This window comes from Enterobacter sp. KB-280D8 (assembly GCF_041399405.1).
GTDB lineage: Bacteria > Pseudomonadota > Gammaproteobacteria > Enterobacterales > Enterobacteriaceae > Enterobacter > Enterobacter cloacae_N.
On the sequence record NZ_JBGKEC010000001.1, the window covers coordinates 345,215 to 359,616 of the forward strand.

Here is a 14,402-nt window from a genome sequence, read left to right on the forward strand (position 1 = left end):
CCATGCAACGCCTCGTCGACATCGCGCCTGCGCAAATTCCGCAGATCTGGGCGCTGTTAAGCCAGATCCCCGATCCGGAAGTGCCGGTATTAACCATCACCGATTTAGGCATGGTGCGCAGCGTGAAGGCGCAGGGGGAAGGCTGGGTCATTGGTTTCACGCCAACCTACTCAGGCTGCCCCGCAACGGAACACCTGCTGGGGGCGATCCGCGACGCGATGACCGCGCACGGCTTTACCCCGGTGCACATTGTGCTCCAGCTTGAACCCGCCTGGACCACCGACTGGATGACCGCCGACGCGCGCGAGCGCCTGCGGGCGTACGGCATTAGCCCGCCCGTGGGGCATAGCTGTCACGCGCACGCGCCTTTGGAGGTGAGCTGCCCGCGCTGCGCCAGCACTGACACCTCGCTTATCAGTGAATTTGGTTCGACGGCCTGCAAAGCGCTCTACCGCTGCAACACCTGCCGCGAGCCATTCGACTATTTCAAATGTATTTGAGGCTGCCATGACAACGTTTTATTCATTAACAGTGGCAAAAGTGGAACCCGAAACCCGCGACGCGGTGACCATTACCTTCGCGGTGCCGCAGGCGCTGCAGGACGCCTACCGCTTCCGCCCCGGCCAGCATCTGACGTTAAAAACGAAGCTTAACGGGGATGAGCTGCGCCGCTGCTACTCCATCTGCCGGAGTACCGCGCCGGGTGAGATCAGCGTGGCGGTCAAAGCCATCGACGGCGGGCGCTTTTCCCGCTACGCCCGGGATGAGATCAAAGCGGGTATGGCTCTGGAGGTGATGGTGCCTCAGGGGCAGTTTGGCTACCAGCCGCGGGCTGAACGTGCAGGCCACTATCTGGCGATTGCGGCAGGCTCCGGGATCACCCCGATGCTGGCGATTATCTCCGCTACGCTTGCGACCGAACCCAACAGCCATTTCACCCTGATCTACGGCAACCGCAGCAGCCAGAGCATGATGTTCCGCCAGGCGCTGGCGGACCTGAAGGACAAATACCCGCAGCGGCTGCAGCTGGTCTCTATCTTCAGCCAGGAGCGGCTGGACAGCGATCTGCTCTTTGGCCGCATCGACGGAGAAAAGCTGAAGGCGCTGGCGAAAACCCTGATTAACTTCCGTCAGTACGACGAGGCGTTTATCTGCGGCCCGTCGGCGATGATGGATGATGCCGAAGCCACGCTGAAGGCGCTGGGGATGCCGGACAAAGCCATTCACCTTGAGCGCTTTAACACGCCGGGCACTACCGTTAAACGCGCGGCGCACGTCCAGGCGGAAGGTCAGAAAGTGACCGTTCGCCAGGACGGGCGTGACCGTGAAATCACCCTGACGGCGGACGACGAAAGCATCCTCGACGCCGCCCTGCGTCAGGGGGCGGATCTGCCGTACGCCTGCAAGGGCGGCGTGTGCGCCACCTGTAAATGCAAAGTGCTGCGCGGGAAGGTGGACATGGCGACCAACTACAGCCTGGAGCCGGATGAGCTGGCCGCCGGGTATGTGCTGAGCTGCCAGTCGCTGCCGTTAACCGCCGACGTGATTGTCGACTTCGACGCGAAGGGGATGGCATGAGCGAACTGATTGTTACCCGTCATGGCCGCGTGCTGCAGCTGACGCTCAACCGTCCGGCAGCTCGCAATGCCCTCAACAACGCGCTGTTAACCGAACTTGCTGGGCAGCTTGAGGCTGCCGCCGTGGATGCCGACATCGCCGTCTGCGTGATTTACGGCAGCGAGCGCTGCTTTGCCGCCGGGGCCGATCTCAACGAAATGGCGGAGAAAGACCTGCCCGCCACCCTGAACGATATCCGCCCGCATCTTTGGGCGCGCATTAACGCGTTCAGCAAACCGCTGATCGCCGCCGTGAACGGCTTCGCGCTGGGGGCAGGCTGCGAGCTGGCGCTGCTGTGCGACGTGGTTATTGCTGGCGATAATGCCCGCTTTGGCCTGCCGGAAATCACGCTGGGCATTATGCCCGGTGCGGGCGGCACCCAGCGTCTTATCCGCAGCGTCGGTAAATCCCTTGCCAGCAAAATGGTGCTGACCGGCGAGAGTATTTCCGCGCAGCAGGCGCTGAGCGCCGGGCTGGTCAGCGATGTTTTCCCGGCCGCGCTGACGCTGGAGTATGCCCTGAAGCAGGCGGCGCTGATGGCGCGCCACTCGCCGCTGGCGCTGCAGGCGGCGAAGCAGGCGCTGCGCCAGTCTCAGGAGGTGCCGCTCCAGGCCGGGCTCGCGCAGGAGCGTCAGCTGTTTACGCTGCTTTCTGCCACCGAAGACCGCCGGGAGGGCATCGACGCCTTCTTACAAAAACGCACCCCCGACTTTAAAGGACGCTAATTGTGGAATGTATTCTCAGTCATGTAGAACAGGGCGTGATGACCATTACGCTGAACCGTCCGGAGCGTCTGAACAGCTTCAACGACGTGATGCACCAGCAGCTGGCCGAGTGCCTGAAACAGGCCGAGCGTGATGACACCGTGCGCTGCCTGCTGATCACCGGGGCAGGACGCGGCTTCTGTGCCGGTCAGGATCTGAACGACCGCAACGTCGACCCCAACGGCCCGGCGCCGGATCTGGGCATGTCCGTTGAAACCTTCTACAACCCGCTGGTGCGCCGCCTTGCAAAGCTGCCGAAGCCGGTCATCTGTGCCGTTAACGGCGTGGCGGCGGGCGCAGGGGCCACGCTGGCGCTCGGGTGCGACATGGTGATTGCCGCCCGCTCCGCCAACTTCGTGATGGCCTTCAGCAAGCTCGGCCTGGTGCCGGACTGCGGCGGCACCTGGCTGCTGCCGCGCGTGGCCGGACGCGCCCGCGCCATGGGGCTGGCGCTGCTCGGCGACAGGCTCAGCGCCGAACAGGCGCAGGCGTGGGGGATGATCTGGCAGGTGGTGGATGACGAACAGCTCTCCGCTACGGCGCAGCAGATGGCGCTGCACTTTGCCTCGCAGCCGACCTTCGGGCTGGGGCTGATCAAGCAGGCCATCAATGCCGCGGAAACCAACACCCTGGACGCCCAGCTCGATCTGGAGCGTGACTATCAGCGGCTGGCCGGGCGCAGCGACGACTACCGCGAGGGCGTCAGCGCCTTCCTGGCGAAGCGCACGCCGAACTTTACGGGGAAATAAGATGCTGAACGTACGGACTGTCGCCGTGATTGGCAGCGGCACGATGGGCGCCGGGATTGCCGAAGTGGCGGCCAGCCATGGGCATCAGGTGCTGCTCTACGACATCTCCAGCGATGCGGTATCCCGCGCTATCGACGGGATCCGCCAGCGTCTGGCCTCCCGGGTGACGCGCGGAAAACTCTCCGCCGATGCCGGGAGCCAGATCCTTGCCCGGCTGGTTCCGGTCACGGATATCACCGCGCTCTCCACAGCCGAACTGGTGATTGAAGCGGCATCCGAGCGGCTGGAGGTGAAAAAGGCGCTGTTTGCGCAGCTGGCTGACATCTGCCCGCCGCAGACGGTGCTGACCAGCAATACCTCTTCCATCTCCGTCACGGCGATTGCCGCGGACATCCACCACCCGGAGCGGGTCGCAGGGCTGCATTTCTTTAACCCGGCGCCGGTGATGAAGCTGGTGGAGGTGGTCAGCGGGCTGGCGACCTCCCCGGAAGTGGCAGACGCGCTGTGCGAGCTGGCGCTGAACTGGGGCAAACAGCCCGTTCGCTGCCAGTCAACGCCGGGGTTCATCGTCAACCGCGTCGCCCGTCCGTTCTATTCCGAAGCCTGGCGCGCGCTGGAAGAGCAGGTCGCGCCGCCGGAGGTGATTGATGCCGCCCTGCGCGAAGGCGGCGGTTTCCCGATGGGGCCGCTGGAGCTGACCGACATGATTGGTCAGGACGTGAACTTCGCGGTGACCTGCTCGGTATTTAACGCCTTCTGGCAGGAGCGTCGTTTTCTGCCTTCGCTGGTGCAGCAGGAGCTGGTGCTGGCGGGAAGGCTTGGCAAAAAGAGCGGGAAGGGCGTCTACGACTGGCAGGGCGACAGGCCCGAGGCGCGCTGGGCTGATGCCGTGAACGACAGCTACAGCCCGATGCGCGTGGAAAAGAGACGTGACGGTGTCACCGAAATTGATGATGTATACCTGATTGAAACGCACGGAGAAACCGCCCAGGCGCTGGCGCTGCGGCTCAACGGCCCGGTGGTGGTGGTGGACCGCATCGAGCGCGACGTGGCGGTGATCGCCGCCGCTGCCAGCAACCCGCATACCGCAACGCAAAAAGCCATCCGCTATCTGCAGCAGCAGGGTAACCGGGTAGTGCAAATTGCCGATTATCCCGGCCTGCTGGTCTGGCGCACGGTGGCGATGATTGCCAACGAAGCGCTGGATGCCCTGCAAAAAGGGGTCGCCAGCGAGAAGGACATCGACACCGCCATGCGCCTGGGCGTCAACTACCCGAGCGGGCCGATTGCCTGGGGCGAGCGTCTGGGCTGGCAACGGCTGCTAACGCTTCTGGAAAACCTGCAGCGTCATTACGGCGAAGAACGCTATCGCCCCTGTTCCCTGCTGCGCCAGCGCGCGCTTCTGGAGAGTAGCTATGAGTCATAACGCCTGGCATAACGCCCGCGCCATGTACGAACGGGACGCCTGCGCGCAGGCGATGGGGATGGATATTGTCGAGATGGACGAGGGCTACGCTGTGGTGACCATGACCATCACCCCGCAGATGCTTAATGGCCACAAAACCTGCCACGGCGGACAGCTATTTTCGCTGGCAGATACCGCCTTTGCCTACGCCTGCAACAGCCAGGGGCTGGCGGCGGTAGCCTCCGGCTGCTCAATTGATTTTCTGCGTCCGGGCTTTGCCGGGGACACGCTCACCGCCACCGCGCGGGTGATGCATCAGGGCAAGCTGACCGGCGTGTATGACATTGAAATCCAGAATCAGCAACAGAAAACCGTCGCCCTTTTTCGCGGAAAATCTCACCGCATTGGCGGCAATGTGACAGGAGAGGCCTGATGCGTGACGCATTTATATGTGATGGCGTTCGAACTCCGGTGGGGCGCTACGGTGGCGCGCTTTCCGCAGTCCGAACTGACGATCTTGGTGCCGTGCCGCTGCGCGCGCTGCTGGCCCGCTACCCGCAGCTCGACCTGGAGCGGATTGACGACGTGATTTTCGGCTGCGCTAACCAGGCGGGGGAAGATAACCGCAACGTAGCGCGCATGTCGTCCCTGCTGGCCGGGCTGCCGCAGACGGTGTCCGGGACCACCATTAACCGCCTGTGCGGGTCGGGGCTGGACGCGATTGGTTTTGCGGCGCGCGCCATTAAGGCGGGCGATGGCGATCTGCTGATCGCGGGCGGCGTGGAGTCGATGTCCCGCGCGCCGTTTGTGATGGGTAAAGCCACCGCCGCGTTTCAGCGTCAGGCGGAGATCTTTGATACCACCATCGGCTGGCGATTTGTGAATCCGCTCATGCATCAGCAATTCGGAACTGACAGTATGCCGGAAACGGCAGAGAATGTAGCTGAATTGTTAAATATCAGCCGTGCCGATCAGGACGCGTTCGCGCTGCGCAGCCAGCAGCGTACCGCGCAGGCGCAGCAGAATGGCATCCTGGCGCAGGAGATTGTACCGGTTTCGATCCCAGGTAAAAAAGGGGCAGTCACGGAATTCAGCGTGGATGAACATCCGCGGGCGGACACTACGCTTGAGCAGCTTGCTGGTCTGAAAACGCCGTTTCGTAAGAACGGGGTGGTCACGGCGGGAAATGCCTCCGGCGTCAACGACGGCGCGGCGGTGCTGATCGTCGCCAGCGAGAAGATAGCGCTGGCGCAGGGTTTAGTCCCGCGCACCCGGATCGTGGCGATGGCGACGGCAGGTGTGGAGCCACGTCTGATGGGCCTCGGCCCGGTACCGGCCACCCGCAAGGTGCTGGAGCGCGCCGGACTCAGCATTAACGATATGGACGTGATCGAGCTTAACGAAGCTTTCGCCTCGCAGGCGCTGGGCGTGCTGCGTCAGCTGGGCCTGCCGGATAATGCCGCGCACGTCAACCCGAACGGTGGTGCTATTGCGCTGGGTCACCCGCTGGGAATGAGCGGCGCCAGGCTGGCGCTGGCCGCGAGTAATGAACTGCACCGACGCGGCGGGCGCTACGCGCTGTGTACGATGTGCATCGGTGTGGGTCAGGGCATTGCCATGATCCTTGAGCGTGTTTGAGCATAAAAACAATTTGAGTACCCTGCGATGACAAATACAACAAAGCTTGATCCGATTGAAACGGCCTCCCTTGACGAACTGCAGGCGCTGCAGACCGCGCGTCTGAAATGGACGCTGCATCACGCCTACAGCAACGTGCCGATGTACAAACGCAAGTTTGACGCCGCGGGCGTTCATCCTGACGATTTCAACGAGCTGGCGGATATCCGCAAATTCCCGTGCACCACCAAGCAGGATCTGCGTGATAACTATCCGTTCGATACCTTTGCCGTGCCGATGGAGCAGGTGGTGCGTATTCACGCGTCATCCGGCACCACCGGCAAACCGACCGTTGTCGGCTACACGCAGGGCGACATCGACAACTGGGCCAACCTGGTGGCCCGTTCCCTGCGCGCGGCGGGCGGCAGCGCGAAGGACAAAATTCACGTGGCGTATGGCTATGGCCTGTTTACCGGTGGGCTGGGCGCGCACTACGGCGCCGAGCGTTTAGGGGCGACGGTGATCCCCATGTCCGGCGGCCAGACGGAGAAACAGGCGCAGCTGATCCGTGATTTCCAGCCGGACATGATCATGGTGACGCCATCCTACTGCCTCAACCTGATTGAGGAGCTGGAGCGCCAGATGGGCGGCGATGCCAGCGGCTGTTCCCTGCGCGTGGGCGTCTTTGGCGCCGAGCCGTGGACGCAGGCCATGCGGCGCGAAATTGAAAAACGCTTAGGGATTACGGCGCTGGATATTTACGGCCTCTCCGAGGTGATGGGGCCGGGCGTGGCGATGGAGTGTATCGAAACCGCCGACGGCCCAACCATCTGGGAAGATCACTTCTACCCGGAGATCGTCAACCCGAACGACGGCACACCGCTGGATGACGGTCAGCAGGGCGAACTGCTGTTCACCACGCTGACCAAAGAGGCCCTGCCGGTGATCCGCTACCGCACCCGCGACCTGACGCGCCTGCTCCCGGCCACCGCGCGCAGCATGCGCCGCATGGACCGGATCAGCGGCCGCAGTGACGATATGCTGATCATTCGCGGCGTCAACGTCTTCCCGTCGCAGCTGGAAGAGGAGATTGTGAAGTTCGAGCACCTTTCTCCGCACTACCAGCTTGAGGTGAACCGTCGCGGGCATCTTGATTCACTTTCCGTGAAGGTGGAGCTAAAAGAGAGCAGCCTCACGCTGACGCACGAGCAGCGTTGCCAGGTGTGCCACCAGCTGCGCCACCGCATTAAGTCGATGGTGGGGATTTCCACCGACGTAATGATTGTGAACTGCGGCAGCATCCCGCGCTCCGAGGGGAAGGCCTGCCGGGTGTTTGACTTACGTAAAGTTGCGGCCAACGGTTGAGTTTCCCTCACCCCAGCCCTCTCCCAAAGGGAGAGGGTATAAAAAGTTCCCTCTCCCTTTGGGAGAGGGTTAGGGTGAGGGGGAAACCCCAGATTCCTATGCTATGATTCATCCAGGATAAAAATAACAACAGAATGAATCACATGAATAAACTCGACGCCTTTATCCAGCACGCGGTCAGCTCCGTTCCCGTCAGTGGGACATCGCTTATCTCCTCGCTATACGGTGACGCGCTTTCCCACCGCGGCGGCGAGATTTGGCTCGGCAGCCTGGCCGCCTTGCTGGAAGGCATGGGATTCGGCGAGCGTTTCGTGCGCACCGCGCTGTTTCGCCTCAACAAAGAGGGCTGGCTGGATGTTTCCCGCATCGGGCGTCGCAGCTTTTACCGCCTGAGCGATAAGGGGCTTCGCCTGACGCGCCGCGCAGAGAATAAGATCTACCGCGCGGAACTGCCCGCCTGGGACGGCAAATGGCTGTTGCTGCTCTCCGAGGGGCTGGATAAAACCACCCTTGCCGACGTCAAAAAACAGCTGATCTGGCAGGGTTTCGGCACGCTGGCGCCGAGCCTGATGGCCTCGCCGTCGCAGCATCTGGCGGACGTGCAGTCCCTGCTTCACGATGCCGGGGTGGCGGAAAACGTGATTTTCTTTGAAGCCCACTCGCCGCTGGCGCTCTCCCGCGCCGCGCTGCGTTCGCGGGTGGAGGAGTGCTGGCAGCTCACTGAACAAAACGCGATGTACGAGTCGTTTATCAACTCGTTCCGTCCGCTGCTGCCGCTGTTAAAAGAGGCCGCGCCGGAGGAGCTGACGCCGGAACGCTGCTTCCAAATCCAGCTGCTGCTGATTCACTTTTATCGTCGCGTGGTGCTGAAAGATCCGCTGCTGCCGGAAGAGTTGCTGCCCGCGCACTGGGCGGGGCAAAGCGCCCGACAGCTCTGCATTAATATCTATCAGCGTGTCGCGCCGGGGGCGCTGGCGTTTGTCAGCGAGAAGGGCGAAACCTCCGTGGGCGAACTGCCCGTGCCCGGCACGCTCTACTATCAACGCTTTGGTGGTCTTACAAGCGCATAAGGAGTGAAGATGCCAGTTTATCAAATTGACGGTCTGACGCCGGTCGTGCCTGACGAGAGCTATGTTCACCCGACGGCGGTGCTGATTGGTGACGTGATCCTGGGTAAAGGCGTTTATGTTGGCCCTAACGCCAGCCTGCGCGGTGATTTTGGCCGTATCGTCGTGAAAGACGGTGCGAACATTCAGGATAACTGTGTGATGCACGGCTTCCCGGAGCAGGACACGGTGGTGGAGGAGGACGGGCATATCGGCCACAGCGCCATTCTCCACGGCTGCGTGATCCGCCGTAACGCGCTGGTGGGAATGAACGCGGTGGTCATGGATGGCGCGGTCATCGGTGAAAACAGCATCGTCGGCGCGGCGGCGTTCGTGAAGGCGAAAGCGGAGATGCCCGCCAACCATTTGATTATCGGCAGCCCGGCCAAAGCGATCCGTGAGCTAAGCGAGCAGGAGCTGGCGTGGAAGCGGCAGGGCACGCGGGAGTATCAGGTGCTGGTGGAGCGCTGCAAGCTGACTATGCACCAGGTTGAACCGCTGCGCGAGGTAGAGCCTGACCGGAAACGGCTGACGTTTGACGAGAATTTAAGGCCGAAGTCGGCGAACCAGGGGTAAGGTCGTCTTTTTTCGCCATATCCATCAATAGCGCAATGCCAATGTAATTACTCCAGTTAAAGGTATTTTGCAGCACCACCACCGCATTGCCTTTTTCTTTGTCATAACCGATAAAGCTGGAGTAGCCGCCGATATAGCCGACCTGATAGGTGATTTTTTCCAGGCCGATAAAGTCTGTGGTCCAGGCAATACCCTGCACTCCGTCGGGGCGTTGAATATCGGTATTTCTGACTTCGTCAAAAACGCTGTCCAGCAAGGGACTGTGGGTCGTTGAGACGTGATAGCGGGCATAGGCCGCCAGATCTTCGGCGTTGCTGTACAAGCTCGCTGCCGCCACCATGTTGTTAGAAAAATGCCAGTCCGGGGTGAGCTGCCCGCGCGGGATAAATTTTGGCTGATCGCCCGCGTGGCCGAGCGCCCGCTGCGGGTAGCCTTTGAGCTTCTGGGGCGTAAAGCTGCTGTTAGCCATGTGCAGCGGACGGAAAATATAGCGTGAGGCTAAACTCTGAATATCTTCCCCGGTTTTGTGCTTCAGGATATAGCCGATCAGGGCGTAGCCGGTATTGGAGTATTGCGGCGTTTTATCCCTCGGCGCTCGCCAGTTGGCGAGATAATTCAGCACGTTATCGCTGTCCAGCTCACCGTAGAAGTTATCACCCGTGCTTAAGTAGCGGATGAATTTTCCGAGCATCGGAACATCCATATTCTGGCGCGGCAGGCCGGAGGTGTGGGTTACCAGCTCCAGAAGAGTGATTTTTTGTGCATCCTTGCTTAGCGGCGTTCCCGCCGGTAGCAATGTCGCAAGGCTGTCGTTCCAGTTCAGTTGCCCCTCACTCACCAGACAGGCCACCACTTCCGCCGTGATCCCTTTGCTGAGCGAGCCGAGCGCAAACAGGGTGTCGGGCCTGACCGGATAGCGATTGACCGCATCGGTTACTCCCCAGGTATAAAACTGCGGTGAGCCGTGATTATGGATCACCGCGACCGTCATCCCGGGAACGGACTTTTGCGCCATGTAGTGACGCACCACGCTGTCAACGTCGCCATCCAGCGACTCATGGGTGAGAAGTTCCTGAGTACCTTCCGGGGAGGACATTTGTGAGAGCGTGCCGCAACCGCTGAGGAGTGGGAGAGTAAGCAGAAGCCAGTGAATTTTTTTTGTTATGTTCTGCATACCTGATAGCGAGTGTGGTAATCATTGACGCGCCAGGAATGTACCACACTTAGCCTGCCATGAGGGAATTTTTCGGGTGACCCAATTACCGTCAATTTTGTGCCGGGCACGGGAGCGATATCCACCTGACAATGTTGCTGGTATGATAATTTATTGTTAATTCGGAGGGAAAAATGGACACAAGCACGATTGTCACGTTATTCAAATTCAAACGCTGGGCAGACACGGAAACCTTACAAGCAATACAGAGGGTTGATGCCTCAGCCAATCCTGAAAAGCACCATCTGATGCTCAGACTTATGAATCATGTTTATGTCGTGGATATGATTTTCAGAGCAAATATTACTGGTCAAACGCATCAATACACCGCGTTGAATACGCCAGAAACGCCGTCTGCAGACGAGCTTCTGAATAACATGACTGAATGCACTGACTGGTATATTAAGCACGCAGGTTCAATGGACATTCCCGGACTTTCTGAAATCATCAAATTCCGCTTCGTCGATGGCGGACACGGTGAAATGAAAGCGGTGGATATGCTTAATCATGTGCTGTTTCACGGTACCTATCATCGCGGCGCTGTGGGCTGGATGCTTTCTGAAACGGGCATAACCCCTCCAAAGGATGTGCTAACCGTTTTTCTAAGAGATCATCATTAACATGACTCATTTTCATCAGCTTACCGCCGCCCGTCTGGATGGGCAGCTTATCTCTATGGCCGACTATGCTGGGAAGGTGGTTCTGGTCGTAAATACTGCCAGCCACTGTGGCTTTACGCCGCAATATGCGGGTCTTGAAGCGCTATACAAAAAATATGCCGAACGAGGGTTAGTGGTGCTGGGCTTCCCCTGCAACCAGTTCGGCAAACAGGAACCCGGCGGCACCGACGAAATCTCGAAAACCTGTTACATCAACTACGGCGTGAGTTTCCCGATGTTTGAGAAAGTCGAGGTCAACGGTAACGCAGCGCATCCGCTGTTTCGTTATCTGAAAAATGAATTGCCCGGCGTGCTGGGGGGGCGGATCAAGTGGAACTTTACTAAGTTTCTGATTGGACGCGACGGTAAACCACTCAAGCGTTTTGCACCGATGACTACGCCCGAGAAAATGGAGGGGGCGATTGTCGCCGCACTGGAAAGCCAGGCGTTGTAGATGTTGGAACTTGCCTGGCGTCGATAACGTCCGAAATGGTGATGTTCACTTTTGCAACGAGCGACATTGCTATAAATACCGGCTTGTTTCTCTATCCTACAGCACCTCAGTCACTTCAAATTCTTCTGCAATCAACTCCATATCTTCAGAAAAATGACCTTCGCTCGTGAAAAATCGCTGATGCTCTTTCTGCCAGTATTCAAGGCTTAAATCACCTTCACCTTCTTTACGGGCAAACGCCTCAGTAACATCACAAAAACGCACCAGTCGCATTGAAACGAGCCTGGTTACGCAGACAGGGACATTCTGACCATCGAGGATAATGTTATAGCTCCCGAGCCTGGGAGCAGATTGTTCCTGCTGGTAAGAGGCAAAAGATCCGCAGGAGGCCGTTTTAATCCCTTTTTTAATCAGGTCCGCAAGCTCGCTGGCCAGCTCCGGACTGTCACCCATTTGCCAGGCCTCAGCACCTGGATATTTCACTCTAATTTCCTCAACCGTAACCATTAAGAACCCTTTAAAACTGTCGATGATAAGAAACGTTATACGGGTTTTAGCATGCGCTGTCCCGACTTCATGTGCGCGCATTCTGTAGCCATGGATTCAGGAAAGCCTCGAAATGAGGCCAGCCGCGCCATTCAGGCAACCGAGCAATGACTGCTGACGTTTGCGTCTAATCAACCAGGTGATAAGTTACGGGTGCCGATAAAAAAAACGATTAAACTTCATTAAAAGGGAACGTATGTCCTTACCGCCACTGTATGCGCTGCGCGCGTTTGAAGTTGCCGCGCGGCTGAACTCCTTCAGCAAAGCCGCTGAAGCATTGAATATCACTCCGGGGGCGGTCAGCAGGCATGTCCGGACCCTTGAACAGTGGTTCGACTGCGAGCTGTTTAAGCGGCAGGGGCCGAGAGTGGAGGTCAGTGACGCCGGGCGTATTCTTGCCGGGCAGCTTAGCGAAAGTTTCTCGAATATTGAGTGGGCCTGCCGCGCGTTCAGGAGTGAAAATCACCTTCTGCGCCTCAAGGCCCCCAGTACCCTGACGATGCGATGGCTTCTTAGTGTCCTGAAATCTTTTCGCGAGAACCATGCGAAGCCGAAAATCGAAATTGCCAGCGTCTGGATGGACTTCGACACCGTTGACTTCAGCCGTGAGCCATACGATTGTGCGATCCTCCTCGGTAATGGTTATTTCGGCGAGTCAACGGAGAGCAGCCTGCTTTTCAGCGAATGGCTTATTCCGGTTTGTCCCCCGTCGCTGCTCGAAAATGCCCGGCATCGGCTTGAACAGTGCGATCTTATCCATCCCTCACCGGACAGGCGGGACTGGAAGCGCTGGCTTAAAACGACGGGGCTATTTCCCGGTCTCGACATGAGCGGCGGGATTGTGTTCGACACGTTAGAGCAGGGAAGCCTGGCCGCCATGCACGGTCACGGCGTGGCGATGGCCGATCTCCGGCTCACGCTCGACGCCCTGAAAAGCGGCCTGCTCGCGCTGCCCTTCAGGGAGGCGATAGCAACGGGAGATGGCTACTACCTCGTCTGGCCGAAACATTCGCTCAGAGGACAGAGTATTGAACGGTTGCTGGCCTGGCTTAATCTTAACGCGCCGGTTGTTCCTTCGTTGGATATCGTCTGTCTTGATTACAATGAAAAGCGTGTATGAAATAAAAAGCAGGATATTTCTCGCGGAATATCCTGCCTGTTAAATGTATTCAGGCGTAGGGAATATTTGCCATTTTCTTATATCTTTCCGGCAGCGCACTGTTCAGATCGAGTAATTTGTCCAGAATATAAAGCGCAGGCGTTCCTTTTGCGCGCTCGGCGTCGATCAGTGCCGCGCGTATCACATTGGCAGCCGAGGTCATTTTGCTGAAATACTCTTCTGATTCCGGCGTCTGGACTTCCCCGGACACTGCGTAACGCACCCGAGGCCAGTCAGCGAATTCAGGCAGGGTAAGGGCTGCATCGTCTTTTGGAACGTGTGCCGAGAGCAACGCTTCGGCGTTACCCGGATTGCGTTGAGCGAAAGACAGGAGATGAAGTCGATGGATAAATGGCGAAAGCGCCTCAGCGCGATCGCTATCTGACGAAAGTAACGTGATGAGCGCATGTATATTTTCACCGGCGGTGTTTTTTTCAGGTGAGATCGTTTTCATTAGATGAAATAAAACATCGAGTGTCATAGGTGCTCCATATACATATATTATTATTTGAATTTTGCTATCAATTTCTGGCCAGCAATATACCAGGGATGCACGGATGGTATTTCAACGCGGATAGGTTTGAAAAACGATAAATAGTGGCAGTCAATGTGAGTTTTACTCAACGTGGGATGATGATCTACTATCCTTCACACTACCTCATGGGTACGCATGAAAAACCGGATTCATTCATTAACTCATTGTTAATTATAAAGAAGAAAGAAATGTTGTTTGCATTGCTTTTATACTGTTTTTCGGCGTTGCAGTTGAGTGTGTATTGCAGAATGAGGTGTTATGGCGGGCGAGAACAAGTTAAGCGACAAGGTGTTAAAAGCCTACATGGTAAACCGCTGCCGCGTCAAAAGATGTTGGCCGATGGACGGGAACTGTCCGCCAGAGTCAGTATGAGTGGCGCTGTGAGCTTTGTTTATTTCTTCAGACATTCCGGCCGACAAAGCGCCCCCGTCTGGATGACGTTAGGCAAGTATCCAGATATGACACTTAAACAGGCCAGAGAGAAAAGGGACGAGTGCCGGGCATGGTTTTCGCCGGGACTCGATCCACGGAAAGAGAACAAACTCACCAAAGAGAAACTGTTCACTCCAGTAACTGTGTAGAACGCTATCGATTACTGGTGTGATATCTATGCCAGTGAAAAGCGCAAAGAGCAAAG

At 58.2% G+C, this 14,402-nt stretch carries 17 protein-coding genes; 14 read left to right on the forward strand and 3 right to left on the reverse strand.

Annotated elements, in window-relative coordinates:
- Window positions 1-2: 2 nt before the first annotated feature.
- The 10 genes from paaD to paaY all read left to right on the forward strand — a co-directional run bounded on the left by paaD (window position 3) and on the right by paaY (window position 9,199).
- Window positions 3-500 carry a 1,2-phenylacetyl-CoA epoxidase subunit PaaD gene (paaD, locus tag AB8818_RS01730; protein ID WP_116340157.1) on the forward strand — a complete coding sequence of 166 codons (498 nt, stop codon included), beginning with the start codon at window positions 3-5 and terminating at the stop codon, window positions 498-500.
- Between the two features lie 7 nt (window positions 501-507).
- Window positions 508-1,578 (forward strand): 1,2-phenylacetyl-CoA epoxidase subunit PaaE, encoded by a 1,071-nt coding sequence (paaE, locus tag AB8818_RS01735; protein WP_192981357.1) that lies wholly within the window; start codon window positions 508-510, stop codon window positions 1,576-1,578.
- Window positions 1,575-2,342 carry a 2,3-dehydroadipyl-CoA hydratase PaaF gene (paaF, locus tag AB8818_RS01740; protein ID WP_302218599.1) on the forward strand — a complete coding sequence of 256 codons (768 nt, stop codon included), beginning with the start codon at window positions 1,575-1,577 and terminating at the stop codon, window positions 2,340-2,342. The genes paaE and paaF overlap by 4 nt, the downstream gene beginning before the upstream one ends.
- Complete coding sequence (paaG, locus tag AB8818_RS01745; RefSeq protein WP_371199831.1) at window positions 2,342-3,130, forward strand: 2-(1,2-epoxy-1,2-dihydrophenyl)acetyl-CoA isomerase PaaG; 789 nt, start codon at window positions 2,342-2,344, stop codon at window positions 3,128-3,130. The genes paaF and paaG overlap by 1 nt, the downstream gene beginning before the upstream one ends.
- Window position 3,131: 1 nt before the next feature.
- The gene (gene paaH / locus AB8818_RS01750; protein ID WP_192981350.1) at window positions 3,132-4,556 is read left to right on the forward strand and encodes a 3-hydroxyacyl-CoA dehydrogenase PaaH; all 1,425 of its coding nucleotides are present in this window, start codon (window positions 3,132-3,134) and stop codon (window positions 4,554-4,556) included.
- Window positions 4,546-4,968, forward strand: coding sequence for a hydroxyphenylacetyl-CoA thioesterase PaaI (gene paaI, locus AB8818_RS01755; RefSeq protein ID WP_116340147.1), 423 nt, complete (start codon window positions 4,546-4,548; stop codon window positions 4,966-4,968). Before paaH ends, paaI begins: the two co-directional genes overlap by 11 nt.
- A complete protein-coding gene (gene pcaF / locus AB8818_RS01760; protein WP_192981347.1) occupies window positions 4,968-6,173 on the forward strand; it encodes a 3-oxoadipyl-CoA thiolase in 1,206 nt (401 codons plus the stop codon). The genes paaI and pcaF overlap by 1 nt, the downstream gene beginning before the upstream one ends.
- A gap of 27 nt (window positions 6,174-6,200) precedes the next feature.
- Window positions 6,201-7,517 (forward strand): phenylacetate--CoA ligase PaaK, encoded by a 1,317-nt coding sequence (gene paaK, locus AB8818_RS01765; protein WP_116340143.1) that lies wholly within the window; start codon window positions 6,201-6,203, stop codon window positions 7,515-7,517.
- Between the two features lie 134 nt (window positions 7,518-7,651).
- Window positions 7,652-8,587: a phenylacetic acid degradation operon negative regulatory protein PaaX gene (gene paaX, locus AB8818_RS01770; RefSeq protein ID WP_021241337.1), complete on the forward strand. Its 936-nt coding sequence runs from the start codon at window positions 7,652-7,654 to the stop codon at window positions 8,585-8,587.
- A gap of 9 nt (window positions 8,588-8,596) precedes the next feature.
- Window positions 8,597-9,199, forward strand: a complete 603-nt coding sequence (gene paaY, locus AB8818_RS01775; protein WP_023327376.1) for a phenylacetic acid degradation protein PaaY — start codon at window positions 8,597-8,599, stop codon at window positions 9,197-9,199.
- Here paaY and AB8818_RS01780 read toward each other — a convergent pair.
- Window positions 9,102-10,373 (reverse strand): serine hydrolase, encoded by a 1,272-nt coding sequence (locus AB8818_RS01780; protein WP_192981344.1) that lies wholly within the window; start codon window positions 10,371-10,373, stop codon window positions 9,102-9,104. The two genes, paaY and AB8818_RS01780, sit on opposite strands and share 98 nt — an antisense overlap.
- A gap of 173 nt (window positions 10,374-10,546) precedes the next feature.
- On the opposite strand from AB8818_RS01780, the gene AB8818_RS01785 reads away from it, so the two are divergent.
- Both AB8818_RS01785 and AB8818_RS01790 read left to right on the forward strand, forming a co-directional pair.
- Complete coding sequence (locus AB8818_RS01785; RefSeq protein WP_192981341.1) at window positions 10,547-11,032, forward strand: DinB family protein; 486 nt, start codon at window positions 10,547-10,549, stop codon at window positions 11,030-11,032.
- A 1-nt stretch (window position 11,033) separates the two neighbouring features.
- The gene (locus AB8818_RS01790; RefSeq protein ID WP_192981338.1) at window positions 11,034-11,525 is read left to right on the forward strand and encodes a glutathione peroxidase; all 492 of its coding nucleotides are present in this window, start codon (window positions 11,034-11,036) and stop codon (window positions 11,523-11,525) included.
- 96 nt (window positions 11,526-11,621) lie between these two features.
- On the opposite strand, the gene AB8818_RS01795 is transcribed toward AB8818_RS01790, so the two are convergent.
- Window positions 11,622-12,032 (reverse strand): ASCH domain-containing protein, encoded by a 411-nt coding sequence (locus AB8818_RS01795; RefSeq protein WP_163329611.1) that lies wholly within the window; start codon window positions 12,030-12,032, stop codon window positions 11,622-11,624.
- Window positions 12,033-12,267: 235 nt separating this feature from the next.
- Here AB8818_RS01795 and AB8818_RS01800 point away from each other — a divergent pair, with 235 nt between their 5' ends.
- On the forward strand, window positions 12,268-13,191 hold the full coding sequence (locus tag AB8818_RS01800) for a LysR substrate-binding domain-containing protein (RefSeq protein ID WP_192981335.1): 924 nt from the start codon (window positions 12,268-12,270) through the stop codon (window positions 13,189-13,191).
- A gap of 49 nt (window positions 13,192-13,240) precedes the next feature.
- On the opposite strand, the gene AB8818_RS01805 is transcribed toward AB8818_RS01800, so the two are convergent.
- Window positions 13,241-13,711 carry a hypothetical protein gene (locus AB8818_RS01805; RefSeq protein ID WP_061098309.1) on the reverse strand — a complete coding sequence of 157 codons (471 nt, stop codon included), beginning with the start codon at window positions 13,709-13,711 and terminating at the stop codon, window positions 13,241-13,243.
- 116 nt (window positions 13,712-13,827) lie between these two features.
- On the opposite strand from AB8818_RS01805, the gene AB8818_RS01810 reads away from it, so the two are divergent.
- Complete coding sequence (locus AB8818_RS01810) at window positions 13,828-14,346, forward strand: Arm DNA-binding domain-containing protein (RefSeq protein ID WP_316387207.1); 519 nt, start codon at window positions 13,828-13,830, stop codon at window positions 14,344-14,346.
- The last annotated feature ends 56 nt before the right edge of the window (window positions 14,347-14,402 follow it).